Here is a 26996-nt window from a genome sequence, read left to right as displayed (position 1 = left end):
TGGAAAAATGATCCCATCGACTGAATGAGATAAAAAGCGCAATTATTGGTTCCCACCCAACAGGTTTCTCGATATTTCAGCCGGTTCGCACGCCCTCGCGCGCAACAAGAGGGCGCTGGCGCACCTCCACAGAGACATGGCGTGCCGCGCCCAGGGGGATCACCACACCCGCCCTGCAACCTTCTCAGAAAAATAGGCGCTTCAACTCCTGCCCCGGCTTGGCCGCTCGCATAAAGGCCTCACCAACCAGAAAGCCATAGACCTCATGCGCCAGCATCAGCTCTACGTCGGCTCGGTTCAAAATGCCGCTTTCGGTCACCAGCGTCTTGTCGCGAGGGATCTGCGGCAGCAGCTCCAGCGTGGTATCCAGCGTGACCTCAAAGGTGTGCAGATTGCGGTTGTTGATGCCGATCAAGGGTGTCTCCAGCTTGAGGCCGCGCTCCAGCTCCGCCGCGTCATGCACTTCAACCAGTACATCCAGCCCTTGCTGCTTGGCAGTGGCCGCCAGCTCCGCCATTTGCACGTCATCCAGACAGGCGGCGATCAGCAGCACGCAATCGGCACCGAGGGCGCGAGCTTCGACGATCTGATACGGGTCAACCATGAAGTCCTTGCGAATCACCGGCAGCGAGCAGGCGGCACGCGCCTGCTGCAGGTAATCATCGTGGCCCTGAAAGAAGTCCACGTCAGTCAGTACCGACAGGCAGACTGCACCACCGGCCTCGTAGCTGGCGGCGATCTCGGCAGGTTGAAAGTCCTCGCGCAGCACGCCCTTGCTGGGCGACGCCTTCTTGATCTCAGCAATCACCGCAGGGTGGCGCGCTGCCGCAGCGTCCTGAATTGCCTTGGCAAAACCACGGGTTGGTGATGCCGCCGCAGCCAGTTGTTCCAGCTCGGCCAGACTGCGACTTTGAAGACGATCTTTCACTTCCTCGTGCTTGCGCGCGACGATGTTCTGCAAGATGGTCGGCACGCTCATTGTGCTGCTTCCTCCCGGAATACCTCGGTAAAGGCGATGAGTTCGTTGAGTTTTTCCCGCGCCAGCCCTGAGTAGAGCGCGTCGGAGGCAAGCTTGACGCCTTCGACCAGGCTGGTGGCATGATCTGCTGCGTACAGCGCAGCACCAGCGTTGAGAATGATGATATCGGCGGCCTTTTCTCCGGCCTCAGTTTCGCGCTTGCCAAGCGCATCGCGGATCAGCTTGAGCGAGGCTGCCGCATCCTCAACCGTCAGACCGATCAGCGAACGGCTCTTGATGCCCAGTTCTTCCGGGCTGACGTCGTACTCGCGAATGTGGCCGTCTTTCAGCTCGGCAATATGGCTGGTCGCCGCCAGGCTAAGCTCGTCCAGACCGTCCTTGGAGTGCACCACCAGCACGTGCTCGCTGCCCAGGCGCTTGAGCACTTCGGCAATCGGCCGGCACAGGGCCTGGGAAAACACGCCAATAACCTGATGCTTGACGCCGGCCGGGTTGGTCATCGGGCCGAGCATATTGAAGATAGTGCGCATACCCAGCTCGCGGCGCGGGCCGATGGCATGCTTCATGGCGCCGTGATGGGCGGGCGCGAACATAAAGCCCACGCCAACGCTTTCCACGCAGCGCGCTACCTGCTCGGGCGTCAGGTTCAGGTTTACGCCGGCCGCCTCCAGCAGGTCGGCACTGCCGCTCTTGCCAGACACGGCGCGATTGCCGTGCTTGGCGACCCGGCCGCCGGCAGCAGCAACGACAAGCGCCGCGGCGGTCGATACGTTGAAGATATTGGCGCCGTCACCACCGGTACCGCAGGTGTCGACCAGGCGTTCAGCGTTGATCTGCACGCCAGAGGCCAGCTCGCGCATGACCATGGCCGCGCCGGTGATTTCATCCAGGGTTTCGCTTTTCATGCGCAGGGCGACCAGAAAGCCGCCGATCTGTGCGTCGGTGCACTGACCGGTCATGATCTGGCGCATCACATCCTGCATTTCCTCGGTGGACAGATCCAGTTGCTCGACCACCTTGCCGAGGGCTGTCTTGATATCCATACCGTCTCTCCTTGCTGATCAGCGGCGCAAGCCGCCCTGCTGCTTGAGGAAGTTGGCGAGCATCTCGTGCCCCTGCTCTGACAGGATCGACTCGGGATGGAACTGCACACCCTCGATCATGTATTCGCGGTGACGTACGCCCATGATTTCATCGACGCTGCCGTCGTCATGCTGGGTCCAGGCGGTCAGCTCCAGGCAATCGGGCAGCGTGTCACGGCTGATGACCAGCGAGTGATAGCGGGTCACGGTCAGCGGATTGTTCAAGCCGGCAAACACACCCAGCTCTTCATGGTAGACCGGGCTGGTCTTGCCGTGCATGACCTGACGGGCACGCACCACATCACCGCCAAAGGCCTGACCAATACTCTGGTGGCCGAGGCAGATGCCGAGAATCGGCAGCTTGCCGGCAAAGTGCTTGAGCACCGGCACCGAGACACCCGCCTCATTAGGCGTACACGGGCCGGGCGATACAACAATGCGCTCGGGGTTGAGGGCTTCGATCTCGGCGACGGTCAGTTCGTCGTTGCGCACCACCTTGACGTCGGCACCCAGCTCACCGAGGTACTGCACCACGTTGTAGGTAAAGGAGTCGTAGTTATCGATCATCAGCAGCATGGCTTTTCTCCTTTACCGGGCCGATTGTTCAGCGAGCGCAATCGCACGGAACATGGCGCGACGCTTGTTGATGGTCTCTTCCCACTCCAGCGCGGGCACCGAGTCGGCAACAATACCGCCACCGGCCTGCACATGCAGCTCGCCATCCTTGATCACCGCGGTGCGAATCGCGATAGCGGTATCCATATTGCCATTCCACGCCCAGTAGCCAACCGCGCCGCCGTAGACACCGCGCTTGACCGGCTCCAGCTCGTCGATGATCTCCATCGCGCGAATCTTCGGTGCACCGGACAGCGTGCCGGCCGGCAGAATGGCGCGCAGCGCGTCCATTGCCGTCAGCTCCGGCTTGAGCTGGCCCTGCACGTTGGAGACGATGTGCATGACGTTGGAGTAGCGCTCGATAACCATCTTCTCGGTCACCTTGACCTTGCCGATCTCAGCCACGCGACCCACGTCGTTGCGGCCCAGGTCAATCAGCATCAGGTGCTCAGCGATTTCCTTGGCGTCGGACAGCAGGTCCTGCTCCAGCGCTAGGTCCGCTTCTTCGGTCGCACCGCGCGGACGGGTACCGGCAATCGGGCGCACGGTAACTTCACCCTCTTCGACACGCACCAGCACTTCGGGCGAGCTGCCAACCACGTGGAAGTCACCGAAGTTGAAAAAGTACATATAAGGCGTGGGGTTCTGGCTGCGCAGGGCGCGGTACAGATCAATCGGCTCGGCCTTGAAGTCGATGCTCATACGCTGGGACGGCACCACCTGCATGCAGTCACCGGCGAGGATGTATTCCTTGATGGTGTCGACCGCCCGCTCGTAATCGTCGCGGGTGAAACTGGCGCGGTAATCCAGATCAATGTCCACTGGTGCGGCGAGGTCCAGCAGTTTACGCGGCGGCGTCGGCTGACGCAGCTGCTCAAGTAGTTGATCCAGCCTGGCGTTGGCCTGCTCAAAGGCACCGTCGGCGCTCGGGTCGGCCAGCACGATGGCGTGCAGCTTGCCGGCGAGGTTATCGAACACCACCACTTCATCCGACACCATCAGCAGGATGTCCGGCGTGCCCAGCACATCCGGATTGACGGTGGCCGCCAGGCGTGGCTCGACGTAACGCACGCAGTCATAACCGAAGTAGCCAACCAGGCCACCATTGAAACGCGGCAAGCCGGGAATGCTCGGCACCCGGTAACGGGCCTTGAAGGTTTCGACAAAATCCAGCGGATCGGCACACTCGTGACGCTCCTGCTCGACGCCATCAACCAGCACGGTGGCGGTGTGGCCATCGACGCGCAGCACGGTACGCGCCGGCAGGCCGATAATGGAATAACGCCCCCACTTTTCACCGCCCTGCACCGATTCGAGCAAGTAGGAGTAGGCGCCATCGGCCAGTTTCAGATAGGTGGACAGCGGGGTTTCAAGGTCTGCCAGCACCTCGCGAACAACAGGTACACGGTTGCAATCCTGGGCAGCCAGGCGAAGGAATTCGTCTCGGGTCATGATCAGCCTCAAAGGCAGGGTAAGTCACACGCAAACAGGGGTGCTCGCACTCAGGGGCGAGCGAGACAGTTCAGGTACGCCAACGCCAGCGGGCGAGCGCCTTGATAACTCTCATCAGTTTGCGATTGCTGACAAACACGGCTGATCCATCACTGGAGGGGATACTCGGGCAAGCCTATATGAGCGCGTCTAGCGAATCAACCAGCAGGTCCGGGTTTTCAGCGGCAATCGGCTGGCCGTGATTGTAGCCGTAGCTGACCGCCACCACCGGCACCCCTGCGGCCTTGGCAGCCAGCACATCACTGCGCGAGTCGCCGACAAACAATGCTTGCCCGGCCACCACGCCCGCCTGCTGCATTACCCAGTTCAAGGCCGCAGGATCAGGCTTTTGTACCGGTAAAGTATCGCCACCCACCAGCCAGCGGAAGTAACCATCGAGCTGTTTTTCGGCGAGCAGCTCCGGTACGAAGCGGCTCGGCTTGTTGGTAATCAGCGCCAGCGGCACGCCCACCTGCTGCAGCGCATCGAGAAGGGGACGCACACCCGGGTACAGCGTGCTGCGCGAATGATCACCGGCGTAGGCCTCAAGAAACAGCGCCAGCGCCTGTTCGGTATCGCCTTCGCTGATGGACGCATGCTCGATGTCATCGGCCAGCGCTCTGCGCACCAGCACCCGCGCGCCGTTACCCACCCAATGACGCACCTTGTCGACGCCCGCCGGCGCGCGCCCCAGCTGATCCAGCATGACATCAACCGCACCCGCCAGATCCGGCACCGAGTCGATCAGGGTGCCGTCCAGGTCAAACATCACCAACTTTGGCAGCTCGCCAGCAAACAACTCGCGCAGCGACGACATCTCAGCGTTTTACCTGCGCCAGCTCCGCACGCATGCTGTCGATGACTGCCTTGTAGTCCGGCTTGTTGAAAATGGCGGAGCCGGCAACGAAGGTATCGGCGCCCGCTTCGGCGATGGCGCGGATGTTCTGCTCGTTGACGCCACCATCGATTTCCAGACGAATCTCACGGCCGCTGGCGTCGATCAGAGCACGAGCTTCACGCAGCTTATCCAGCGTACCCGGGATGAACTTCTGGCCGCCAAAGCCAGGGTTAACGCTCATCAGCAGCACCATATCGACCTTGTCCATCACGTACTTGAGCGCATCCAGCGACGTCGCCGGGTTGAATACCAGGCCAGCCTTGGCGCCGCCGTCCTTGATCAACTGCAATGACCGGTCGATGTGCTCGGAGGCTTCCGGGTGGAAAGTGATATAGCTGGCACCGGCTTCGAGAAAGTCGCCAATAATGCGGTCGACCGGCTTGACCATCAGATGCACATCGATCGGCGCGGTCACGCCATACTTGCGCAGCGCAGTGCACACCATCGGCCCAATGGTCAGGTTGGGCACATAGTGGTTGTCCATGACATCAAAGTGAACAATATCGGCACCCGCTGCCAGCACCCGGTCGACGTCTTCACCAAGACGGGCAAAATCGGCGGACAGAATGGACGGCGCGATGGCGTAATCAGGCATGGCAAACCTCAACAGAAACGAACACGGAAAAGGCCGCCAGTGTACCCCATCCGCCGCTGTTATACTCGGCGCAGACCCGAGCGCCCGCTGGCCTAGCCCAGCCGGATGACATGTCAACCGCCCGACGGAACCTGCCCATGCGCCTGCCAGCCCTGATTGCGCTGCTCTGCCTCGCCAACCACGCCGCCGCCCAAGAGCCTGAGCCCGATGCCGGTGCGATCAGCACGCCGAGCGAACGCGTCGATGCTCTGTCACGCAGCGCCCTGTACCGCGACGTGCTACAGCGCGAAACGCCAACCGAGGAGCAACGACAGCTGGAGTTCAACGGCGAGTCGCTATTTGGCCTGTTTCTGCCAGCCGCCAGGCCTGAACCACTGGGCGGCGTGCTGCTGATTGCGGGGGCCGGTGAGCACGCCGACTGGCCCGAACTGATCGGCCCGGCGCGGCGCCAGTTGAGCGACGCCGGCTGGCACACGCTGGCCATCACCCTGCCCGATGCGCCCGACAGCCCTACCATCATCAGTCCGCCCATCGCCGATCCAGCCAACCAGCCGCCTGCCGAAGCCGAACCTGGCGCCGACCCCGCCATGCTGGCCGGCAGCGAGCCTGCCGACGACCCAGCGCCAGCCGTTAGCCTGGATTACGGCACGGCTGCCGGCGGCCTGATCACCGCCGCGCTACAGGTCTTGCAGGCTGAGGGGGCCGAGCAGATCAGCCTGGTCGCCCGTCGCGACGCCGGCTACTGGGCCCTGCTGGCGACCGACAGCACGCCACCGGAGCAGCCGCCGCAGGCCATGGTGCTCTTCGAGGCGCGCCAGCCCGCCGCAGCCGAGCGTCCGAGCCTGAGCAGCCTGCTGGAGGGCTGGGACAAGCCCATGCTGGAAATGCTCGACCGAGACAGCCCGCTGGGCCAGGCGCAAGCCGCCGACCACCTGCGCGTCGCCCGCCGCGCCGGCCACAACGCCTATCGCCAACTGGACCTGGCACCGATACAGCGCTCGGCGGTGGCGCAAGAGATAATTGGTAAGCGCCTGCAAGGCTGGCTGGAAGCCAACTACCGGCCAGCCCAGCCCACACCCGAGACGGGCGAGACACCCTGAAGAGCAGCCCCACGGCAGAGCTTAGCGAAACCCCTTGTGTCGGCGCAGCAGCTCATACGCCTCCTGAATCTGCCGAATGCGCTCCCCGGCGTTGCCCTGCTCCACATTGCCGGCGCCCCGAGCTGCCAGCTTGTCGGGATGGTGCAAGCTCAATTGCCGACGGTAGGCACGCTTGATCACCTCTGGCGAATCAGCCAGATCGACCTTGAGCAGACTGGCGGCGCGCCGCAGGGCATCCTGACGCGGTACCGCTGAGCGACTGCGCGGCGGCGCCTGGGTGCGCTGATGACGCTGATGCATGCGCTGCTGCTCGGACTGCGCCAAGCCGGCCTCTGCCGCCCAGTCGGCCAGCAGGGTGCGAACCTCGTCGCTCAGTTGCCCCGGCACCACCGCCATGCGCCAGCAGCTGTCGAGCAATTCCGCAGCGCGGGCTGGCTCGCGCTTGCGCAGGGCGCGCACCAAGGGGCGAAGATCGGCCGCCGTTTTGCCTTGATTGAAGTCGTGCATGGCGCGCAGGCACGCGGCCTCGTCCAACCGATACAGCTGCATCAGATCACGCGCCAACTGCAGGTGCACCTGACTGACTCGCCCGCTGGCCTTGGCCAGCCTGCCGAGGCACAAAAACAACACACGCTCGAAGTCGGCGGGGCCAGTGCGCAGCTCCGCCAAGCGTATCGGCAAGTCGCGCCAACGCCGCAGCTGCCAATACCGATCCAGCGCATGTCCGACTACCGCCCCCAGCAACGCACCTGGCAGCGCGCCGCCCAGCCCTCCAACCAGCGCGCCCATCACCGTGACCGGCCAGAGCACGCTTAAGCCCTCGCCTGCCGATCAGCGTCGACCAGCCGCTGCGGCGTACCCACATCGATCCACTGGCCACGAAAATGCTCACCACTGACACGTCCCAGGTCGGCCGCCTGGCGCAGCAGCGGCGCCAGGGCAAAGGCGCCGTGCGACTGGTCAGCCAGCAACCCCGGATGCAGCACCGCGATACCGCTGTAGGTCAGGCCCTGCTCGCCTGCCTTGGGGTTGCCTACCTGTTCACCCTGCAGCAAAAAGTCGCCATTGGGGTTATGCGCCGGATTGTCGATCAACACCAGATGGGCCAACTTGCCGGGCGGCAAGCTGAAACCGGTAAAGTCAAAATCTGTCCAGACGTCGCCATTAACCAGCACAAAGGGGCCATCGCCCAGCAGCGGCAGCGCCCGACGTATACCGCCGCCGGTTTCCAGCGGTTCGCCCTCAGCCGACCAGGCAATCCGCACGCCCAGCGCTGCGCCATCGGCAAAGAAGGCTTCGATCTGTTCGCCCAGCCAGGCGTGGTTGATCACCAGTTCACGCAGCCCCGCTGCCGCCAGCGCCTCGATATGCCACTGCAGCAACGGCTTGTCGCCAACCTTGAGCAGCGGCTTGGGTGTGTGCAACGTCAGCGGGCGCATGCGTTCGCCCTTGCCCGCCGCCAGAATCATCGCCTTCATGCCGCAGGTATCCCCAGACTATCAAGCAGCTCGACCAGCGGCTGCAGCCGCACATCCTCGGCGCAGGCCTCACGCAGATAACCGACAAAGCGCGGCGCATCGGCCAGGTAATGGGGCTTGCCGTCGCGGTGACAGATACGCGCGAAGATCCCCAGAACCTTGAGGTGGCGCTGCACGCCCATCAGCCGCGCCTGATCCAGAAAGTCGCCGAGCTGCGCCGGCACCGGCAACCCAGCCGCGACAGCCTGCTGCCAGTAGCGCTGCAGCCATTGGCGTCGCTCGGCCACCGGCCAACTGAAAAAAGCATCGGCAAACAGCGAGGTCACGTCGTAACTGATCGGGCCATAGAGGGCATCCTGAAAATCCAGCACTCCAGGCTCGCCGGCAGCCACCATCAGGTTGCGCGGCATGTAATCACGGTGCACGTACACCTGCGCCTCAGCCAGGTTGCTGTCCAGCACGAGCTGCTGCACCCTATCCCACAGGCGTCGCTGCTCTGGCGTCAGCTCACGCTCCAGCACACGCGCCACGTACCAGTCTGGAAACAGCGCCAGCTCACGGCGCAGCACCGCCTCATCGTACTCAGGCAGTACGCCAGGGCGGCTGGCCCGCTGCCAGCGGATCAGACTGGCGATAGCGTCGCTGAACAGGCGCTCCAGCTCGTCGTCGCTAACGCCCTGCTGGATGTACTGCAGGTAGGTTTGGGCGCCCATGTCCTCGAGCAACAGAAAGCCCTGCCCCAGATCCTGGGCGAAAATGCGCGGCACCCGCACACCGGCATCCTGCAGCAAGCCGGTAATACGCACAAAAGGCTCGCTGTTCTCGTGCTCCGGCGGCGCATCCATGATGATCAGGCTGTGTCCGCCCGCCTGCCAGCGAAAATAGCGTCGAAAACTGGCATCGGCGCTGGCCGGCGCCAGCTCACCCTTGGGCAAATCCCCCCAGTGCAGGGTTGCAGCAGCTTGCGCAAGCGCACCTGCCAACCACTCGTGCATTTGTTGCTGTCGTGAATCCATCAATATCCCAATCTCGCCTGTCAGTTGCCGTGCCAATTCGTACTCAGGCATCGCCCAATGCTTTATTATCCGTTATCTTGCTCGACTGACACAGCATGCAGATTGCACTCTCCTCGTACAAGGCGTCACGAGCACGCACCGACTGGAAGCCCGGATAACGACATAATGGCCTACCGCACTCCACCGTTTCGCTCCTCCTTTCCCATGTTGCTGGCCAGCTCACTGCTGCTGGTCCAGCCCTTAAGCGCCGCTGCCAACCAGGTGCAATGCCGCCCGGCGGGCAACAGCTGGGCCTGCGAGCCACTGCAAGCCCGTGGCGAGCTGCCACCCAGACCGCCAAAAGCCGCACCCGCCCCGGCCCCGAATCCCGCCCCGGTCGCAGAGAGCGCCGTGGCGGTCAGCGCTGGCGCCGCCGCAGCCGCTGCGGCCAGCCGCGCCACCGGCAGCACTGATTTCAGCCAGCTGGACTGGGTCCCACGTGAACAACTCAGTGCTGAGCAGCAAGCCGCCATTGCCCCCTATTGTGGCGGCGCCTACATTGAGCCGGAACGCACCGGTCGCGACGATGCCACGCCCTTTGACCAACTGCCGGTCTACGCCTCAGCCGACAGCAGTCGTTTCGAGCAAGGCAACCAGACCGGGGTGCTGGAGGGCGACGTGCTGCTGCGCCAGGGCCGCCTGCAGGCCCGTTCTGACCAGGCGAGTTTTGACCAGGCCAACGCCCAGGCCATGCTCGAAGGCAATGTACGCCTGCGCGACCAGGGCGTTCTGGTATTGGGCGACCAGGCCAGCATGCGCATCGACAACGGCGAAACCCGTATCGATGGCGTCCAATACGTGGTTCACGATGCTCGCGCCCGGGGCACCGCCAGCCGGCTGATGCGCCGTGACGACGCTGTCATCGTCATCAGCGACGGCAGTTACACCACCTGCGAACCCGGCCAAAACAGCTGGGCGCTGCATGGCGACGACATCGAGCTGGACCGCGAGAAGGGCTGGGGCGAGGCGCGTCACGTTACCCTGCGGGTCAAGGACGTACCGGTGTTCTACACCCCGTACATCTACTTCCCGATCGACGACCGTCGCCAGACCGGCCTGTTGCCACCGAGCTTCAGCCACTCGACCGACAACGGCACCGAGATCGAGACACCCTACTACATCAACCTGGCGCCGAACTACGATGCCACCCTGTACCCGCGCTACCTGTCTGAGCGCGGCCTGCAGATGGAAGGCGAATTCCGCTACAAGAAGCCGGACAACGAAGGCAGCCTGACCGCCGCCTTCCTGAACGACAGCGAGTACAACGAAAATCGCTGGCTCTACGGCTGGCAGCACCAGGGTGGTCTGCAGAGCCGCTGGAGTACCGATGTCAACTACGTCGATATCAGCGACCCCTTCTACTTCCAGGACTTGAACACTGCCCTGGAAGCCCGCTCGGATACCTACGTGAACCAGCGAGCCGGTATCACCTATCGTGGCGATGGCTGGCGCTTCCGCGCTGGAGTACACGCCTACGAGCTGGCCACCATCACCTCGCTGACGCCGTACGAGCGCCTGCCGCAACTGCGCCTGGACGGCGCCAACTGGCTGGGTGACAGCGGTCTGCGCTTCGGCTACGACCTTGAGTATGTCTACTTCGACCGAGACCTGGACAACGGTTTTATCACTGGCCAGGACGGTATTCAGCTTGACGCCCTAGGCAACCCGATCCTGACCCCGGACGAGAACCTGACCGGGTTGCAGCGCGCCACCGGCCACCGCGTCAGCGTGAGTCCCAAGCTCAGCTACCCCTGGCGCAACAGCTGGGCCTTTGTCACGCCCAGCGTGCGCACCCAGAGCACCTACTATGATCTGGACTTCGACGCGCGCGCCGATGGCTTCAACTACGCCGATGCCAACACCACGCCATCCAGCACGGTGCCGGTGGCGGCGCTGGACGCCGGCCTGTACTTCGACCGCGACACCAGCTGGTTCGGCAAGGGCCTGCGCCAGACCCTGGAGCCGCGCGCCTTCTACCTGTACGCGCCGCACGAAGACCAGAACGACCAGCCGCTGTTCGACACCAACCAGAACACCTTCAGCTACAGCTCGCTGTTCCGCGACAACCGCTTCAGCGGCCGGGATCGCGTGGCCGATGCCAATCAGCTGTCGCTCGGTGTGACCAGCCGCGCGCTGGAAGCCGACGGCACCGAGCGCGCCCGCGCCAGCTTCGGCCAGGTGCTGTACTTCCGCGACCGTGAAGTGCAGATGCTCGACGCCAACGGTGTAGCGCGCAGCGCCGACACCTCCTCCTCCTCAGCGTACGCCGCGGAGTTGATGTACCGGGTCAGCGATGCCTGGCGCGTCAACAGCGACATCATCTGGGATCCGGACGACAGCAGCAGCGACGCTGGCAGCGTCTTCGCCCACTACCAGCCCGAGCCGCGCAAGGTGCTGAACATGGGCTATCGCTACCGCAACAACGTCAACACCTACAACGCGCTGACCGGCACCTTCCAGCGCGACCCGGACAGCCGTATCGACCAGTCCGACCTCTCGTTCATGTGGCCGTTGAACCCGCAGTGGAGCCTGATCGGCCGCTGGCAGCATGACTTTGCCGAAGATCGAACCCTCGAAGCCTTTGGCGGTCTGGAGTACGACAGCTGCTGCTGGAAGCTGCGCGTCATCAACCGCTACTGGGTCGACTACAACGAGTTCGAATCCGTCGCCCGCGACGAATCCAACCGCGGTATCTTCCTGCAGGTGGTCCTGAAGGGCCTTGGCAGCGTCAGCGGCAACGAAGTACACAGCCTTCTTGATGATGGCATCCCCGGTTACAGAGAGCGTGAAGAAAATGCATTTTAAGTTTGTTACAGCCCTGAGCCTGTGCGCGGGCCTCCTGTTCACTGCCGCCAGTCAGGCGGCCGTCGAACCGCTGGACCGCGTGGCCGCGATTGTCGACAACGACGTAGTGATGGCCAGCCAGGTCAATGAACGCATGGCCTCGGTACGCCAGCAGCTGGCGCAAAACGGCGCCGCAGCCCCGGCGGAGAGCGAACTGCGCTCCCAGGTGCTGGACCGCCTGATTCTGGAGAGCATCCAGCTGCAGATGGGTGAGCGCGCCGGTATGCAGATCGACGACGAATCACTGAACCAGACCATGCAGCAGATCGCCGCGCGCAACGGCGTCACCCTGGACCAGTTTCGCGCAGCCCTTGAGCGCGACGGCATCAGCTACCAGCAGGCACGTGAGCAGATTCGCCGCGAGATGATCATCAACCGCGTGCGTCAGCGCCGGGTCCGCGACAACATCCAGGTCAGCGATCAGGAAGTGCGCAACTTCCTCAACTCCGACGTCGGCCGCTACCAGACGTCTGCCGACTTCCGCCTGGCGATGATCGTGCTGCCACTGGCCGAAAACGCCAGCAGCACCGACGTCGAAAAGGTTGGCCGCGCGGCAACCGACATCTACAACCAGCTGCGTCAGGGTGCCGACTTCAACACCCTGGCCGCCAGTCGCTCCGCCGGTGACACCGCGCTGGAAGGCGGCGAGCTGGGCTGGCGCAAGGCCGCTCAGCTGCCCGGCCCCTTTGCCTCGGCAGTCGATGCCCTGCAGGTTGGCGAAATCACCCAGCCCATGCGCTCCCCCGCCGGCATTCACATCCTCAAGCTGCTGGACCGCCGTGGCGGTGAAGGTCAGGTGATCGAGGAATTCCATGTCCGTCACATCCTGATCAAGCCCAGCGAAATCCGTACCGACGGCGAGGCCGCGCAACTGGCCCAGCGCATCTATGACCGCATCAAGGGCGGCGAATCCTTTGCCACCCTGGCCAAGTCTTACTCGGAAGACCCGGGCAGCGCACTGAACGGCGGCGACCTGAATTGGGTCACGCCTGATGCGATGACTCCCGAGTTTGGCGAGATGGTAACCAGTACTCCGCCAAACACCCTGAGCCGGCCGTTCCAGAGCCAGTTCGGCTGGCACATTCTGGAAGTGCTGGGCACCCGCGACGTCGATATGACCGACGACATGCGCGAACAGCAGGCAGCCAACCTGATCCGCAGCCGCAAGTACGAAGAAGAGCTGCAGACCTGGCTGCTGCAGATTCGCGACGAAGCCTACGTGGAGATCAAGAACGGGTGAATCCGGCACCACGCCTGGCCATCACCGCCGGCGAGCCGGCGGGTATTGGTCCCGACCTGTGCCTGATGCTGGCCCAGCAGCCCACCAGCTGCGAGCGGGTGGTGATTGCCGACCCGCAGCTGCTGGAACAGCGCGCCGCCCAGCTTGGACTGCGCGTAGAGCTACGCCCCTTTGACCCGGATGCCCTGTCGGCAGCTCAGGCGGCCGGTCAGCTTAGCGTATTGCCGGTTTCGCTGGCCGCTCAATGCCGGCCGGGCGAACTGAACCGCGCAAACGCCGGCTACGTGCTGGAAACCCTGCGGCTGGCGGGGGCTGGCGCACTCAACGGCACCTTTGACGCCATTGTTACCGCGCCAGTACACAAGGGCATCATCAACGACGCCGGCGTGCCCTTTTCCGGGCATACCGAGTTCTTCGCCGAGCAGACCGCCACCGAGCAGGTGGTGATGATGCTTGCCTGTCCCGGCCTGCGGGTGGCCCTGGCGACCACTCACCTGCCGCTGCGGCAGGTCGCCGACGCCATCACAGGCCCGCTGATCGAACGTGTAGTGCGCATCCTGCACAACGACCTGCTGAGCAAGTTCGGCATTGCCGCACCACGCATTCTGGTCTGCGGCCTGAATCCGCACGCCGGTGAAGACGGGCACCTGGGGCGCGAAGAGCTGGATATCATCATCCCGGCGCTGGAGCGTCTGCGCGCTGAGGGTATGCAGCTGATCGGGCCGCTGCCCGCCGACACCCTGTTCACCCCCAAGCACCTTGATCAGGCCGATGCGGTGCTGGCCATGTATCACGATCAGGGCCTGCCGGTGCTCAAGCACAAAGGCTTCGGCAACGCCGTCAATATTACGCTGGGCATGCCCATCATCCGTACCTCGGTTGATCACGGCACCGCCCTGGACCTGGCCGGGACCGGCCAGGCCAACCCGGGCAGCCTGCAGGTTGCTCTCGATACCGCCATCCAGATGATCGCCGCCCGGAGGGCAGTATGAGTCAGTTTCCGCAACACAAGGCGCGCAAGCGCTTTGGCCAGAACTTCCTGCACGATGCAGGCGTGATCGACCGCATCATCCGCTCCATCCGTCCGCGTGAAAGCGATCACCTGGTCGAGATCGGCCCGGGTCAGGGCGCCATCACCTCTGGCCTGCTGGCCAGCGGCGCACAGCTGGACGTAGTCGAGCTGGACAAGGACCTGCACCCGATCCTGATGGGCCAATTCGGCTTTCTTGACCGTTTCCGCCTGCACAAGGGCGACGCGCTGAAGTTTGACTTCCGCCAACTGGTCACGGGCGACGACAAGCTGCGCGTGGTCGGCAACCTGCCGTACAACATTTCCACGCCATTGATGTTCCACCTGCTGGAGCAGTCCGACTGCATCGACGACATGCACTTCATGCTGCAGAAGGAAGTGGTACTGCGGCTGGCCGCCACCGCCGGCATGAATCACTACGGCCGGCTCGGCATCATGGTCCAGTATCACTGCCGCGTAGAGCATCTGTTCGACGTCGGCCCCGGCGCCTTCAACCCGGCGCCCAAGGTCGACTCGGCCATCGTCCGCCTGGTGCCCCACGCGACCCTGCCGCATCCCGCCGATGACGTTGGGGTACTGGAGGTACTGGTTCGCGATGCGTTCAACCAGCGCCGCAAGACCCTGCGCAACACGCTGAAAGCGCTGCTCAGCGCCGAGGAGATCGAAGCCGAAGGCATCGACCCCGGCACCCGCCCCGAGCAAGTCGACCTGGCCGGCTTTGTACGCCTGGCCAACCGCTTGGCTCGCAAGCGGAGTGCCGAGGCATGAACGACTATCTGATCGCCATAGACGTGCAAACCCGCTACCTGCCCGAGCAGTCGGATCCGCAGAAAAAGCGCTTCGCCTTTGCCTACACCATCACCATTGCCAACCAGGGCTGCGTCGACGCCCAGCTACTGTATCGTCACTGGCTGATTACCGACGGCAACAACAAGCAACAACGGGTGGATGGTCCTGGCGTGGTAGGTGAGCAACCGGTTATCGCACCCGGCGCCAGCCATACCTACACCAGTGGCTGCCTGCTGGAGACGCCAGTGGGCACCATGGAAGGCAGTTACGACATGCGCGCCAGTGACGGACATACGTTCAGCGCGGACATCGCCCGCTTTCGTCTGGCACAGCCACACGCACTGAATTGACACCGTTTTATGACCACCTATGCCGTTGGCGACCTGCAAGGTTGCCTCAAGCCCCTGCAATGTTTGCTCGCCGAGGTTGACTTCAACCCCTCCCGCGACGTGCTCTGGTCCGTTGGCGACCTGGTCAACCGTGGACCGGACTCGCTCGGCACCCTGCGCTTTCTGCAAAAGCTGGACAACGCCTGCATCGCGGTACTTGGTAACCATGACCTGCACCTGTTGGCGGCCAGTCGCAACGGCAGCAGGGTGCGCAAGTCCGATACCCTCAAGCCCCTGCTCAAAGCGGACGACCGCAACAGTCTGCTGGGCTGGCTGCGCCAACGCCCGCTGGCGCATTTTGACGCCGAGCTGGGCTTTGTCATGACCCACGCGGGCATCCCGCCCATCTGGAGTGTGCAACAGACTCTGGCACTGGCTGGCGAGGTGGAGCAGGTACTGCGCAACGACAAGCGCCTGCCGGATTATCTGGACGAGATGTACGGCAACGAACCGGCGCGCTGGAAGCCGAGTCTCAAAGGCATAGACCGTCTGCGCGCGATCACCAATTACCTGACCCGCATGCGCTTCTGCAAGCCCGACGGCACCCTGGAATTCAAATCAAAGGAAGGCCTGGACAGCATGCCCAAGGGCTATGCACCCTGGTTTCGCTACCCACGCCAGGATCCGGACATTCAGGTTATCTTTGGCCACTGGGCAGCCATTGAAGGCCGCACCGGCACCCAAGGCGTGCATGCACTGGACACCGGCTGTGTCTGGGGCGGCCGGATGACGCTGATGAACCTGGATACCCGCGAGCTGCATCACTGCGACTGCGATCACTGACCCGGCGAGAAAACCATGAGCGATTTCAAACGTATCGACCCGCACACCGCCAGCCAGTTGCTGGACAACAACGCCCAACTGGTTGATATCCGCGACCCGCAGAGCTTCGACTTTGGCCACATTCCGGGCGCCATCCGCCTGGACAACGACAACCTCGCCGACTTCGTCGCCAACGCCAACCAGCAGGCGCCCTTGATCGTTTGCTGCTACCACGGCAACTCCAGCCAGGGCGCCGCCGCCTACCTGGCCAGCATCGGCTTTGCCGAGGCCTACAGCCTGGATGGCGGTTTTGACCTGTGGCGCCAGACCTATCCGGAGCGCGTCAGCGCCGAATAACACCGCCAACGTTGCTGGCTTCTTGGTATTCCGACGCAGGGAAAACCGATTCGGGAATAAACCCAATGGTGCAGCGTGCACGGCTGGTCAACCCCGCTTACGCGGCGAGTAGCGCAGGGGTGACGGGAAATAGGACGGCAGCATGTTTGAGGAGCGCAGCGACGAGTTCTGCCGGCACCTCGCCGCCCCCCCCCGTCAGACCGGGCAACGCAGCGAACCCGCAGGGCCGCGTAGTCGGGTGCCCCGGGGGATCGCTAAGGGGGGCTGGACAAGCAGCCCCCCCCTTGGCTCGCCGTAAAAGGCGAAAAGCTGACGCATCGACGGCACGAATCCGTATGCTTCACCTGCAGCTAGCCAGAGCGTTGGTAAGAATCTAAGCAGAGCCTCTTGCACCGATGTGCCCGCAAGCCCCGCCAGCCGTGCCTTCGCACTCCTGCAGCAAAAAATCCTGAGAAAACTCCTGTTACACCGCGCATTTGCATCTATCCTGAACTCAGGCGAATCAAGAAAGAGAACGTCGGTCTGCCGGCTTCCGATAAACACGGGAGCCTGCCGGATCCACCGTCCGACCAGTCACCGATTGGCCGCCCGGCGCCTCCGACAGACTCCTGACCATGCTCGCGGTTGCGTTTTGGGGGATTTACGCATCAGGACATGCCGTCGCCCGGTAAAGCGCGTCGTGCGGGCTGCTGCCCGGAAGCGCCAGACCTCATCCCGAGGGTCTGTACCCACCTGACTTGCGCCACGGGCGGGTGCGGCCTCAGCTGCTGCGAGGTCGAGTCATGAGCATTTTCAGTCATTTTCAGAACCGCTTTGAAGCTACCCGGCAGGAAGAGTACAGCCTTCAGGAATACCTGGAGTTGTGCAAAACCGACCCGACCACCTACGCCACCGCCGCTGAACGCCTGTTGATGGCTATCGGCGAGCCCGAGCTGATCGATACCTCTCTGGACTCGCGCCTGTCGCGGATTTTCTCCAACAAGATCATCAAGCGTTATCCGGCGTTCGCTGACTTTCACGGCATGGAAGACGCCATTGAGCACATTGTCTCCTTCTTCAAACACGCCGCGCAGGGACTGGAGGAGCGCAAACAGATCCTCTATCTGCTGGGCCCGGTGGGTGGCGGCAAGTCCTCGCTGGCAGAGAAACTCAAGGAGCTGATGCAGCAGGTGCCGTTCTACGCCATCAAAGGCTCACCGGTGTTCGAGTCGCCACTCGGGCTGTTCAATGCCACCGAAGACGGCGCCATCCTCGAAGAGGACTTCGGCATACCGCGGCGCTACCTCAACAGCATCATCTCACCCTGGGCGGTCAAGCGCCTGCACGAATTCAACGGCGACATTTCCCGGTTCCGGGTTGTGAAACTCTACCCCTCGGTCCTGCAGCAGATCGCCGTCGCCAAGACCGAGCCCGGCGATGAAAACAACCAGGACATATCCTCACTGGTCGGCAAGGTGGATATCCGCAAGCTGGAAGAATTCCCGCAGAACGACCCGGATGCCTACAGTTACTCCGGCGGTCTGTGCCGCGCGAACCAGGGCCTGCTGGAATTTGTCGAGATGTTCAAGGCACCGATCAAGGTGCTGCATCCGCTGCTGACCGCGACCCAGGAAGGCAACTACAACAGCACCGAGGGCATGGGCGCGATCCCATTCAGTGGCGTGATTCTGGCTCACTCCAACGAGTCGGAATGGCACAGCTTCCGCAACAACAAGAACAACGAGGCGTTCATCGACCGTATCTATATCGTCAAGGTGCCCTACTGCCTGCGCGTCACCGACGAGATTCAGATTTACGAAAAACTGCTGACCAACAGCTCGCTGGCCGCCGCCCACTGCGCCCCCGACACCCTGAAGATGCTGGCCCAGTTCACCGTGCTCTCACGCCTGAAGGAGCCGGACAACTCCAACATCTACTCGAAGATGCGCATCTACGATGGCGAAAACCTGAAAGACACCGACCCCAAGGCCAAGTCCATTCAGGAGTACCGTGACACCGCAGGTGTGGACGAGGGCATGAACGGCCTGTCTACCCGCTTTGCCTTCAAGATCCTGTCCAAGGTCTTCAACTTTGACACCACCGAGGTGGCCGCCAACCCGGTGCACCTGCTCTACGTACTGGAGCAGCAAATCGAGCAGGAACAGTTCCCCAACGAGGTCAGCGAGCGCTATCTGCGCTTTCTCAAGGAGTATCTGGCCACACGCTACGTCGAGTTCATCGGCAAGGAGATCCAGACCGCCTACCTCGAGTCCTACAGCGAATACGGCCAGAACATCTTCGACCGCTACGTGCTGTACGCCGACTTCTGGATCCAGGACCAGGAATACCGCGACCCGGAAACCGGCGAGATCCTCAACCGCGCCTCGCTCAACGAGGAACTGGAGAAAATCGAAAAGCCCGCCGGCATCAGCAACCCGAAGGACTTCCGCAACGAGATCGTCAACTTCGTGCTGCGCGCCCGCGCCAACAACAACGGCAAAAACCCCAGCTGGCTGTCCTACGAAAAGCTGCGCGTGGTAATCGAGAAAAAGATGTTCTCCAACACCGAAGACCTGCTGCCGGTCATCAGCTTCAACGCCAAAGCCTCTACCGAGGATCAGAAGAAACACAACGACTTCGTGCACCGCATGGTCGAGCGCGGCTACACCGAGAAGCAGGTGCGCCTGCTGTCGGAATGGTACCTGCGGGTGCGTAAAGCCCAGTGACGGCTGCGCCGTCGCTGGGCAGCTTCAAGCGGCAAGCTTCAAGCGGCAAGCTTCAAGCGGCAAGCTGGCCTGCGCCGCATTATGGCTTGAGGCTCACGAAGAGATCGGCAGCGCCAGCGCTTTTACTTGCAGCTTGAAGCTTGTCGCTTGCAGCTGCCTGAAAGGTGCTGGCCCGGAGGGCCCTGAATGAGCTACGTGATTGACCGCCGTCTGAACGGCAAGAACAAGAGCACCGTGAACCGCCAGCGGTTTCTGCGGCGCTACAAATCACATATCAAAAAGGCGGTCGAAGACGCTGTCGGGCGGCGCTCGATCACCGATATCGAGCACGGCGAAAGCATCAGCATCCCCAATCGCGATATCGACGAACCCATCTTTCATCACGGCAAGGGCGGCCGCCAGACTCAGGTGCATCCGGGCAACCGCGAGTTCGCCAGCGGCGACCGCATCGCCCGGCCACAGGGCGGTGGCGGCGGACGGGGTGGCAGCCAGGCTGGCGACAGCGGCGAGGGGATGGACGAATTCGTCTTTCAGATCACCCAGGACGAGTTTCTGGACTTTATGTTTGAAGACCTCGCCCTGCCCAACCTGGTCAAACGCCAGCTGACCGACACCGACAGCTTCAAGCCGGTGCGCGCCGGCATCAGCCAGCAGGGCAACCCCTCGCGCATCAACATCGTTCGCTCCATGCGCGCCGCCCAGGCTCGCCGTATCGCCTTGGGCGGCGGCAGCCGCAGGCGGCTGCGTGAGGCCCGCGCTGAGCTGGAGCAGCTCAGGCTTGAGCACCCGGATGATCTCAGCGGTATCCAGCGCCTGCAGGAGGAAATTTCTGCGCTGCGTAACCGCATCGAGCGCATCCCCTTCCTGGATACCTTCGACCTGCGCTACAACCTGATCGTCAAACAGCCAACGCCATCATCCAAGGCCGTGATGTTCTGCCTGATGGATGTCTCCGGGTCTATGACCCAGGCCACCAAAGACCTGGCCAAACGCTTTTACATCCTGCTCTACCTGTTCCTGCAGCGTAACTACGAGCGTATCGACGTGATCTTCATCCGCCACCACACCAGCGCCAAGGAGGTGGATGAGGAGGAGTTTTTCTACTCGCGCGAAACCGGCGGCACCATCGTCTCCAGCGCCCTGCGCCTGATGCAGCAGATCGTCGAGGAGCGCTACCCGCCGGGCGAGTGGAACCTGTACTGCGCCCAGGCCTCCGACGGCGATAACTGGAACGATGACTCGCCCATCTGCCGCGATCTGCTGGTGCGCCAGATCATGCCGGCGATGCAGTACTACTGCTATGTGGAGATCACCCCGCGCGAGCATCAAACGCTCTGGCACGAGTACGAGGCGGTAGCCGAGCACTTTGCCGACAGCTTCGCCCAGCAGCAGATCGTCGACGCCGGTGACATCTACCCGGTGTTCCGCAAGCTGTTCCAGAAGAGGATGGCGACATGAGCCGCACGCCCATTTCCACCGGCTCGGAGTGGACCTTTGAGCTGATCCGCGAATACGACCAGGAGATCGGCCGGATCGCCCACGAGGTGTATGGGCTGGACACCTACCCCAATCAGATCGAGGTCATTACCGCCGAGCAGATGATGGACGCCTACGCCTCGGTCGGCATGCCGCTGGGTTATCACCATTGGTCCTACGGCAAACACTTTCTGGCCACCGAAAAGGGCTACCGCCGCGGCCATATGGGGCTGGCCTACGAAATTGTCATCAACTCCGACCCCTGCATCGCCTACCTGATGGAAGAGAACACCATGTGCATGCAGGCACTGGTGATCGCCCACGCCAGCTACGGGCACAACTCCTTCTTCAAGGGCAACTACCTGTTTCGCAGCTGGACCGACGCCAGCGCCATCATCGACTACCTGGTGTTCGCCAAGCAGTACATCACCGAGTGCGAAGAGCGCTACGGCATCGACGCGGTAGAAGACCTGCTCGACTCCTGCCACGCCCTGATGAACTACGGCGTGGACCGCTACAAACGCCCCTACCCCATCTCCGCCGCCGAGGAACGTCAACGCCAGCGCGAGCGCGAGGAGCACCTGCAGCGACAGGTAAACGAGCTGTGGCGCACCATTCCGGTCAACCCGCACCACCACGCCGAAGCCGAAGACACCGCGCGCTACCCCAGCGAGCCACAGGAAAATCTGCTGTATTTCATCGAAAAAAACGCGCCGCTGCTCGAGCCCTGGCAGCGCGAAGTGGTGCGTATCGTGCGCAAGATCGCCCAATATTTTTATCCGCAGCGCCAGACCCAGGTGATGAACGAGGGCTGGGCGACCTTCTGGCACTACACCCTGCTCAATCACCTGTACGACGAGGGCAAGGTGACCGACGGTTTCATGATGGAGTTTCTGCAGTCGCACACCAGCGTGGTCTACCAGCCACCGTTCGACAGCAACTGGTACAGCGGCATCAACCCCTACGCGCTGGGCTTTGCCATGATGCAGGACATTCGCCGCATCTGCGAACACCCAACCGAGGAAGATCGCCGCTGGTTCCCCGACATTGCCGGCAGTGACTGGCTGGAAACTCTCAAGTTCGCCATGCGCACCTTCAAGGACGAAAGTTTCATCCTGCAGTACCTGTCGCCCAAGGTGATTCGCGACTTCAAGCTGTTTGCCATCGTCGATGACGAAGCCGACGACCACCTGGAGGTCGCCGCGATTCACGATGACAGCGGCTATCGCGCCGTCCGCGAGCTGCTGGCCGCGCAGTACAACCTCGGCAACCGCGAGCCGAACATCCAGGTCTGGTCGGTGGACCGCCGCGGCGACCGCTCCATCACCCTGCGCCATCAGCGTCACCAGGGCAAACCACTCGGCGATTCAACCGAAGAAATGCTCCGTCACCTGCATCGGCTGTGGGGCTTTGACGTGCACCTGCAAAGCCTCGACGGTAACCACGTGGTCAGCGAAGCCCACATCCCACCCCGCCCCGAGCCCGAAGAAGAACGGATACCCAAGTTTGATCTGAATATACCGCCCATCTGACGGCGCTGCGCGCCGGCTGGAGGCTGGAGGCTGGAGGCTGGAGGCTGGAGGCTTAATCAGGGTGGGGCCGGCCAAAATCCTGTCACGCGGAGTCTGCGGGAAAACCGAACATCTGACTTGCAGCCTGAACGCGACCTGCTGTACGGACGCGACATACCTCCAGTCGCCAACGAGGTCGGCTGCGAATCAAAGACGCTGATGGGCAAAAAGCCAATGTCCGTAACACCTCGGACTGCTTCAAGCTTCCAGCCTCAAGCCCCTTGCAGCCATCTGCTGCAAGCTGCAAGCTCTACCCCCACAAACAACTGACCGCGAGCCCCCATGTCCGAGCCCTATTCCACCTACCTAGTCGGCGGCGCCGTCCGTGACCGATTGTTGGGTCTGCCTGTGACAGACCGCGACTGGGTGGTGGTTGGCGCGACGCCGGAGCAGCTGCAGCGCGATGGGTTTCGGCCGGTGGGGCAGGATTTTCCGGTGTTTCTACACCCGACCTCGGGCGAGGAATATGCCCTGGCACGCACCGAGCGCAAGAGCGGTGTCGGCTACGGCGGCTTTGTGTTTCACACCAGCCCGGACGTGACACTGGAAGAAGACTTGATCCGCCGCGACCTGACGATCAACGCCATGGCGCAGGCCGAAGACGGCCAGATCATCGACCCCTACGGCGGTCAGCAAGACCTCGACAACAAGCTGTTGCGCCACGTCTCCCCCGCCTTTGCCGAAGACCCGCTGCGCGTATTGCGCGTCGCCCGCTTTGCCGCGCGTTACGCCCGTCTGGGCTTTCGGGTGGCCGATGACACCATGGCACTGATGCGCCAGCTGAGCGAGTCGGGCGAGTTGAAAACGCTGACAGCAGAACGCAGCTGGATGGAAATCAGCCGCGCGCTGATGGAGCCGAACCCGGAGGTTTTCATTCAGGTGTTGCGTGACTGCGGCGCGCTGGCCGAACTGCTGCCGGAGGTCGACGCACTGTTTGGCGTACCGCAACCCGAAGCCCATCACCCGGAGATTGATACCGGCGTGCACGTACTGCAGGTACTGCACATCGCCGCCCGCGATCAATTACCACTGCCCGCCCGCTGGGCCTGCCTGCTGCACGATCTGGGCAAAGGCCTGACGCCGCCAGCACACTGGCCCAAGCACCACGGCCACGAGACCAGCGGACTGAAGGCGGTGAAAGCCGTCAACAAGCGCTGCAAGGCACCGCGCGACTGTCAGGAACTGGCGCTGCTGGCCTGCGAGTACCACACCCATTGCCATCGGGCGCTGGAGCTGCGCCCACAAACGCTGCTCAAGCTGTTCAAGGCGCTGGATATCTACCGCCGCGGCGAGCGCTTCGAGCAGTTTCTGGCGGTGTGCATTGCCGATGCGCAAGGTCGCACCGGGTTTGAGACGCGCCCCTACCCACAGGCGGACTACCTGCGCGGCGCGGCAGAGGCCGCACGCGGCGTGGACATTCGACCGTTGCTGGAAAAGGGGTTACAGGGTGCAGAGATGGGACGCGCGCTGGAACAGGCGCGGCTGGAGGCGCTCAGCGACTACAAGGCCTCGCGCGGCTGATAGCTCGCCAGCAGATGCGCAGGCGTCAGCTCGCGATCACGCCAACTGAACGCCACTGGCCACAGTGACTGGCTGCCCTGCCAGCCCGCCCACAGCTGTGCAAAGGTCTGTTCGGCTCCCGGCAAGCGCTGCTGCGGCGCCAGCAGCGCCAGCGGCCAGAGTACAAAGGCGTTGCGGGTGACCTCCGGGCGCGGCAGCACAATACCCTCATGCACGCCGCTCAAATCGCCATAGCACAAAATGTCGATATCCAGGGTGATGCGCCCCGGCAGCGGTGACTCCCGGCGGCCACAGGCGGCTTCGATTGCCTTGAGCGCCGCATTCAGATCAGCCAGATTCAGGTGGGTTTCCAGCCCGACCACCATGTTGTAAAAACGCGTGCCCAGCACCCCAACAGCTTCGCTCTCGAACAACGGCGACAACTGCAGCCCGCCACACAGCTCGCTCAGTGCATCAAGACCGCGCGCCAGATGGTGTTCACGACCCGTGTTGGAACCAATGCCCAGATAAACCCTGGTCACGCCGTTTTGACTCCCCGTTCAATAATCACGCCAACCCCGCCCGCGGCTGCCGGCACGGCGCCCGGTTTGGTGACCTGCAGGCGCAGCCAGGGAATGCCGAACTCGGTCATCAACAGCGCAGCCAGTTCTTCGGCCAGGGTCTCCACCAGCAAATAGCGGCTCTGGCCGACAAAGGCCTGCAACCGCTCGCTGATCGCAGCATAGTTGAGCGTATGCGCCAACTCATCCTCAGCAGCCGCCGGGCGAATATCCCAGCCCATCTCAAGATCGAAGACCAGCCGCTGGGTGATGGTGCGTTCCCAGTCGTAGACACCAATAACCGTGTCCACCGCCAGCCCTCTGATAAAAACCTGGTCCACAGCACGCTCCCGTGTCGACTACAATCAAACGTCATTTTGCCCGGGGCAGCTGCATGCATACCCACTTTGCGTTCTGGCTGATCATCGCCTACCTGCTCGGCTCGGTGTCCTTCGCCGTGCTGATCAGCCGTGCGCGCCATCTGCCCGACCCGCGCAAGCTCGGCTCGGGTAACCCCGGCGCCAGCAACATGCTGCGCCTGGGCAATCGCTCCCTGGCCCTGGCCACCCTGGCCGGTGACCTTGGCAAAGGCGCGCTCGCCGTCGCTCTGGCCCGTCACGCCGAGCTGTCCAGCCTGCAACAGGGCTGGGTCGGACTCGCCGCCGTATGCGGCCATATCCTGCCCATCTTCCATCGCCTGCAGGGTGGCAAGGGCGTTGCCACCGCCGCCGGCGTCATGCTGGTGCTCTGCTGGCCTGCCGCGCTGATCGCCGCCACGCTCTGGCTAGCCACCTTCTACTGGCAGCGCATCGCCTCGCTGGCGTCCCTGCTGGCGGCGCTGTCACTGCCGCCGGCACTCGCGTGGCTGGCACCCAGCCTGCTCATTCCGGTGACCCTGATGGTGCTGCTGATCCTGCTGCGCCATCGTCTGAATATTGGTCGCCTGCTGGCTGGCGTTGAAAACCGCTTCAGGCCTTGACCGCAATCGGCGGCAACTGCTCCATGGGCCAGCGGGCGCGCGTTTCAATCCCGCCTTCGTCCTGCTGGCCTGCCAGCAGTCGCTGGCAACCGGCGTAGGCGATCATTGCGCCGTTGTCGGTGCAGTAGGCCGGACGCGCGTAAAACACATTACCCTTGAGTTCGGCCGTCATGCTTTCCAGCTGCTGGCGCAGGCGCCGATTGGCGCTTACGCCGCCGGCAATCACCAGCCGCTTCAAACCCGTCTGCTTCAACGCGCGGCGGCACTTGATGGTGAGCGTTTCGACCACGGCGGTCTCAAACCCCAGCGCGATATCAGCCAACGTCTGCGCATCCGGCTCGCCCTGTGCGGCGCAGGCTTGCCAGGCGGTCAGCACAGCGGTTTTCAGCCCGCTGAAACTGAAGGTCAGGCCGGGGCGATCGGTCATCGGACGCGGGAACACAAACGTACCCGGGCGGCCCTGCTCGGCCAGCCTGGCGATCTCCGGGCCGCCCGGATACGGCAGCCCCATCAGCTTGGCGGTCTTGTCGAAGGCCTCGCCAGCCGCGTCATCCAGCGACTCGCCCAGCAGTTCGTACTCACCAATGCCATCTACGCGCACCAACTGGGTATGACCACCGGAAACCAGCAAGGCGACAAAGGGAAACTCAGGCGGCGTTTCTTCCAGCATCGGCGCCAGCAAGTGCCCTTCCATGTGATGCACGCCCAGCGCCGGCACACCCCAGGCAAAGGCCAGTGCGCGGGCGCAGGCGCCACCCACCAGCAGCGCTCCCACCAGGCCAGGGCCAGCGGTGTAGGCCACCGCATCCACCTCGCCCGGCTGCAGCCCGGCCTTGGCAAAGACCTCGCGCATCAACGGCACCAGGCGCTTAACGTGGTCACGCGAGGCCAGTTCGGGCACCACGCCGCCGTACACCCGGTGCAAATCGATCTGACTGAACAACGCATCGGCCAGCAGGCCGCGCTCGCTGTCGTACAGCGCGATACCGGTTTCATCGCAGGAGGTTTCAATACCCAAGACGCGCATGATTTAACCTGTGCCTCACTTCACATCTATGCCATAAGCCGCGCATCATAATCAGCCCGGCGGCTGCAGGCCAGTTTTTTGCCTTTATGGTCGCCATAGGCTTTGCATTTATCCAATTTAGGCGGTAACATCCGCGTCCCTTGAAATGCAATCGCCACAGGCCAATCGCCTGGGGCAATGATTACCAACGTTTGAGAAAGGTACGACATGCCTGCCGTCAAAGTTAAAGAGAACGAACCCTTCGACGTGGCTCTGCGTCGTTTCAAGCGCTCCTGCGAAAAAGCCGGTGTTCTGGCTGAAGTACGCCGTCGTGAGTTTTATGAGAAGCCCACTACCGAGCGCAAGCGCAAGGCTGCTGCCGCTGTTAAGCGTCACGCCAAGAAGATCCAGCGCGAGCAACGTCGCCGCGAGCGTCTGTACTGAGTTCCATTCCTCAGTTCTGCCGGGCCTGATTGCAGGCCCACCGATTGCCGA

The 26996-nt window shown here is 62.9% G+C and carries 26 protein-coding genes; 14 read left to right on the top strand and 12 right to left on the bottom strand.

The annotated features are described in order from the left end of the window. Positions 1 to 184: 184 nt before the first annotated feature. The 6 genes from trpC to rpe form a co-directional block, all read right to left on the bottom strand. On the bottom strand, positions 185 to 979 hold the full coding sequence (trpC, locus tag HV822_RS11220; protein ID WP_238870070.1) for an indole-3-glycerol phosphate synthase TrpC: 795 nt from the start codon (positions 977 to 979) through the stop codon (positions 185 to 187). Next, the gene (gene trpD, locus HV822_RS11215) at positions 976 to 2022 is read right to left on the bottom strand and encodes an anthranilate phosphoribosyltransferase (RefSeq protein WP_238870069.1); all 1047 of its coding nucleotides are present in this window, start codon (positions 2020 to 2022) and stop codon (positions 976 to 978) included. The genes trpC and trpD overlap by 4 nt, the downstream gene beginning before the upstream one ends. Positions 2023 to 2040: 18 nt before the next feature. After that, the gene (locus HV822_RS11210) at positions 2041 to 2637 is read right to left on the bottom strand and encodes an aminodeoxychorismate/anthranilate synthase component II (RefSeq protein WP_238870068.1); all 597 of its coding nucleotides are present in this window, start codon (positions 2635 to 2637) and stop codon (positions 2041 to 2043) included. A 12-nt stretch (positions 2638 to 2649) separates the two neighbouring features. Then, complete coding sequence (trpE, locus tag HV822_RS11205; protein ID WP_238870067.1) at positions 2650 to 4128, bottom strand: anthranilate synthase component I; 1479 nt, start codon at positions 4126 to 4128, stop codon at positions 2650 to 2652. Positions 4129 to 4303: 175 nt separating this feature from the next. Then, a complete protein-coding gene (locus HV822_RS11200) occupies positions 4304 to 4984 on the bottom strand; it encodes a phosphoglycolate phosphatase (RefSeq protein ID WP_238870066.1) in 681 nt (226 codons plus the stop codon). 1 nt (position 4985) lies between these two features. After that, positions 4986 to 5660, bottom strand: coding sequence for a ribulose-phosphate 3-epimerase (rpe, locus tag HV822_RS11195; RefSeq protein WP_238870065.1), 675 nt, complete (start codon positions 5658 to 5660; stop codon positions 4986 to 4988). Positions 5661 to 5797: 137 nt separating this feature from the next. Here rpe and HV822_RS11190 point away from each other — a divergent pair, with 137 nt between their 5' ends. Continuing rightward, positions 5798 to 6760 (top strand): DUF3530 family protein, encoded by a 963-nt coding sequence (locus HV822_RS11190; protein WP_238870064.1) that lies wholly within the window; start codon positions 5798 to 5800, stop codon positions 6758 to 6760. Positions 6761 to 6781: 21 nt separating this feature from the next. On the opposite strand, the gene HV822_RS11185 is transcribed toward HV822_RS11190, so the two are convergent. The 3 genes from HV822_RS11185 to HV822_RS11175 are packed head-to-tail and all read right to left on the bottom strand — an operon-like array spanning position 6782 to position 9305. After that, a complete protein-coding gene (locus tag HV822_RS11185; protein WP_238870063.1) occupies positions 6782 to 7570 on the bottom strand; it encodes a DnaJ domain-containing protein in 789 nt (262 codons plus the stop codon). Positions 7571 to 7572: 2 nt separating this feature from the next. Further along, a complete protein-coding gene (gene murU, locus HV822_RS11180) occupies positions 7573 to 8238 on the bottom strand; it encodes an N-acetylmuramate alpha-1-phosphate uridylyltransferase MurU (protein WP_238870062.1) in 666 nt (221 codons plus the stop codon). After that, positions 8235 to 9305 (bottom strand): aminoglycoside phosphotransferase family protein, encoded by a 1071-nt coding sequence (locus tag HV822_RS11175; RefSeq protein ID WP_396264854.1) that lies wholly within the window; start codon positions 9303 to 9305, stop codon positions 8235 to 8237. The genes murU and HV822_RS11175 overlap by 4 nt, the downstream gene beginning before the upstream one ends. Before the next feature lie 114 nt (positions 9306 to 9419). On the opposite strand from HV822_RS11175, the gene HV822_RS11170 reads away from it, so the two are divergent. From HV822_RS11170 to HV822_RS11120, 11 genes are all read left to right on the top strand, one after another. Next, positions 9420 to 12098: an LPS-assembly protein LptD gene (locus tag HV822_RS11170; RefSeq protein WP_238870061.1), complete on the top strand. Its 2679-nt coding sequence runs from the start codon at positions 9420 to 9422 to the stop codon at positions 12096 to 12098. Next, positions 12088 to 13377 (top strand): peptidylprolyl isomerase SurA, encoded by a 1290-nt coding sequence (gene surA, locus HV822_RS11165; RefSeq protein WP_238870060.1) that lies wholly within the window; start codon positions 12088 to 12090, stop codon positions 13375 to 13377. Before HV822_RS11170 ends, surA begins: the two co-directional genes overlap by 11 nt. Further along, positions 13374 to 14369 carry a 4-hydroxythreonine-4-phosphate dehydrogenase PdxA gene (gene pdxA, locus HV822_RS11160; protein ID WP_238870059.1) on the top strand — a complete coding sequence of 332 codons (996 nt, stop codon included), beginning with the start codon at positions 13374 to 13376 and terminating at the stop codon, positions 14367 to 14369. Before surA ends, pdxA begins: the two co-directional genes overlap by 4 nt. After that, a complete protein-coding gene (gene rsmA / locus HV822_RS11155; protein WP_238870058.1) occupies positions 14366 to 15175 on the top strand; it encodes a 16S rRNA (adenine(1518)-N(6)/adenine(1519)-N(6))-dimethyltransferase RsmA in 810 nt (269 codons plus the stop codon). The genes pdxA and rsmA overlap by 4 nt, the downstream gene beginning before the upstream one ends. Further along, complete coding sequence (apaG, locus tag HV822_RS11150; protein WP_238870057.1) at positions 15172 to 15546, top strand: Co2+/Mg2+ efflux protein ApaG; 375 nt, start codon at positions 15172 to 15174, stop codon at positions 15544 to 15546. Before rsmA ends, apaG begins: the two co-directional genes overlap by 4 nt. Positions 15547 to 15555: 9 nt before the next feature. Then, on the top strand, positions 15556 to 16368 hold the full coding sequence (locus tag HV822_RS11145; protein ID WP_238870056.1) for a symmetrical bis(5'-nucleosyl)-tetraphosphatase: 813 nt from the start codon (positions 15556 to 15558) through the stop codon (positions 16366 to 16368). Positions 16369 to 16383: 15 nt separating this feature from the next. Then, on the top strand, positions 16384 to 16704 hold the full coding sequence (gene glpE / locus HV822_RS11140; RefSeq protein WP_238870055.1) for a thiosulfate sulfurtransferase GlpE: 321 nt from the start codon (positions 16384 to 16386) through the stop codon (positions 16702 to 16704). A 782-nt stretch (positions 16705 to 17486) separates the two neighbouring features. Beyond that, complete coding sequence (locus HV822_RS11135) at positions 17487 to 19409, top strand: PrkA family serine protein kinase (protein ID WP_238870054.1); 1923 nt, start codon at positions 17487 to 17489, stop codon at positions 19407 to 19409. A gap of 186 nt (positions 19410 to 19595) precedes the next feature. Next, positions 19596 to 20867: a YeaH/YhbH family protein gene (locus tag HV822_RS11130; RefSeq protein WP_238870053.1), complete on the top strand. Its 1272-nt coding sequence runs from the start codon at positions 19596 to 19598 to the stop codon at positions 20865 to 20867. Next, positions 20864 to 22417, top strand: coding sequence for a SpoVR family protein (locus HV822_RS11125; RefSeq protein WP_238870052.1), 1554 nt, complete (start codon positions 20864 to 20866; stop codon positions 22415 to 22417). The genes HV822_RS11130 and HV822_RS11125 overlap by 4 nt, the downstream gene beginning before the upstream one ends. Before the next feature lie 321 nt (positions 22418 to 22738). Continuing rightward, positions 22739 to 23977 carry a multifunctional CCA addition/repair protein gene (locus tag HV822_RS11120; RefSeq protein WP_238870051.1) on the top strand — a complete coding sequence of 413 codons (1239 nt, stop codon included), beginning with the start codon at positions 22739 to 22741 and terminating at the stop codon, positions 23975 to 23977. Here the strand turns inward: HV822_RS11120 and folK are convergent. Continuing rightward, on the bottom strand, positions 23956 to 24498 hold the full coding sequence (gene folK, locus HV822_RS11115) for a 2-amino-4-hydroxy-6-hydroxymethyldihydropteridine diphosphokinase (RefSeq protein WP_238870050.1): 543 nt from the start codon (positions 24496 to 24498) through the stop codon (positions 23956 to 23958). The genes HV822_RS11120 and folK overlap by 22 nt on opposite strands. Then, the gene (folB, locus tag HV822_RS11110) at positions 24495 to 24857 is read right to left on the bottom strand and encodes a dihydroneopterin aldolase (RefSeq protein ID WP_238870049.1); all 363 of its coding nucleotides are present in this window, start codon (positions 24855 to 24857) and stop codon (positions 24495 to 24497) included. Before folB ends, folK begins: the two co-directional genes overlap by 4 nt. A gap of 53 nt (positions 24858 to 24910) precedes the next feature. Here folB and plsY point away from each other — a divergent pair, with 53 nt between their 5' ends. Further along, positions 24911 to 25495 (top strand): glycerol-3-phosphate 1-O-acyltransferase PlsY, encoded by a 585-nt coding sequence (gene plsY / locus HV822_RS11105; RefSeq protein WP_238870048.1) that lies wholly within the window; start codon positions 24911 to 24913, stop codon positions 25493 to 25495. Here plsY and tsaD read toward each other — a convergent pair. Then, on the bottom strand, positions 25485 to 26522 hold the full coding sequence (tsaD, locus tag HV822_RS11100) for a tRNA (adenosine(37)-N6)-threonylcarbamoyltransferase complex transferase subunit TsaD (protein WP_238870047.1): 1038 nt from the start codon (positions 26520 to 26522) through the stop codon (positions 25485 to 25487). The genes plsY and tsaD overlap by 11 nt on opposite strands. Before the next feature lie 207 nt (positions 26523 to 26729). Between tsaD and rpsU the strand changes: the two genes are divergently transcribed. Next, entirely contained in the window at positions 26730 to 26945 is a 216-nt protein-coding gene (gene rpsU / locus HV822_RS11095; protein ID WP_083725792.1) for a 30S ribosomal protein S21, read from the top strand. Positions 26946 to 26996: the final 51 nt, after the last annotated feature.

This window comes from Halopseudomonas maritima (assembly GCF_021545785.1).
Classification (GTDB): domain Bacteria; phylum Pseudomonadota; class Gammaproteobacteria; order Pseudomonadales; family Pseudomonadaceae; genus Halopseudomonas; species Halopseudomonas maritima.
Note: the sequence above shows the minus strand (reverse complement) of the source record. Positions and strands in the feature narration are given on the sequence as shown.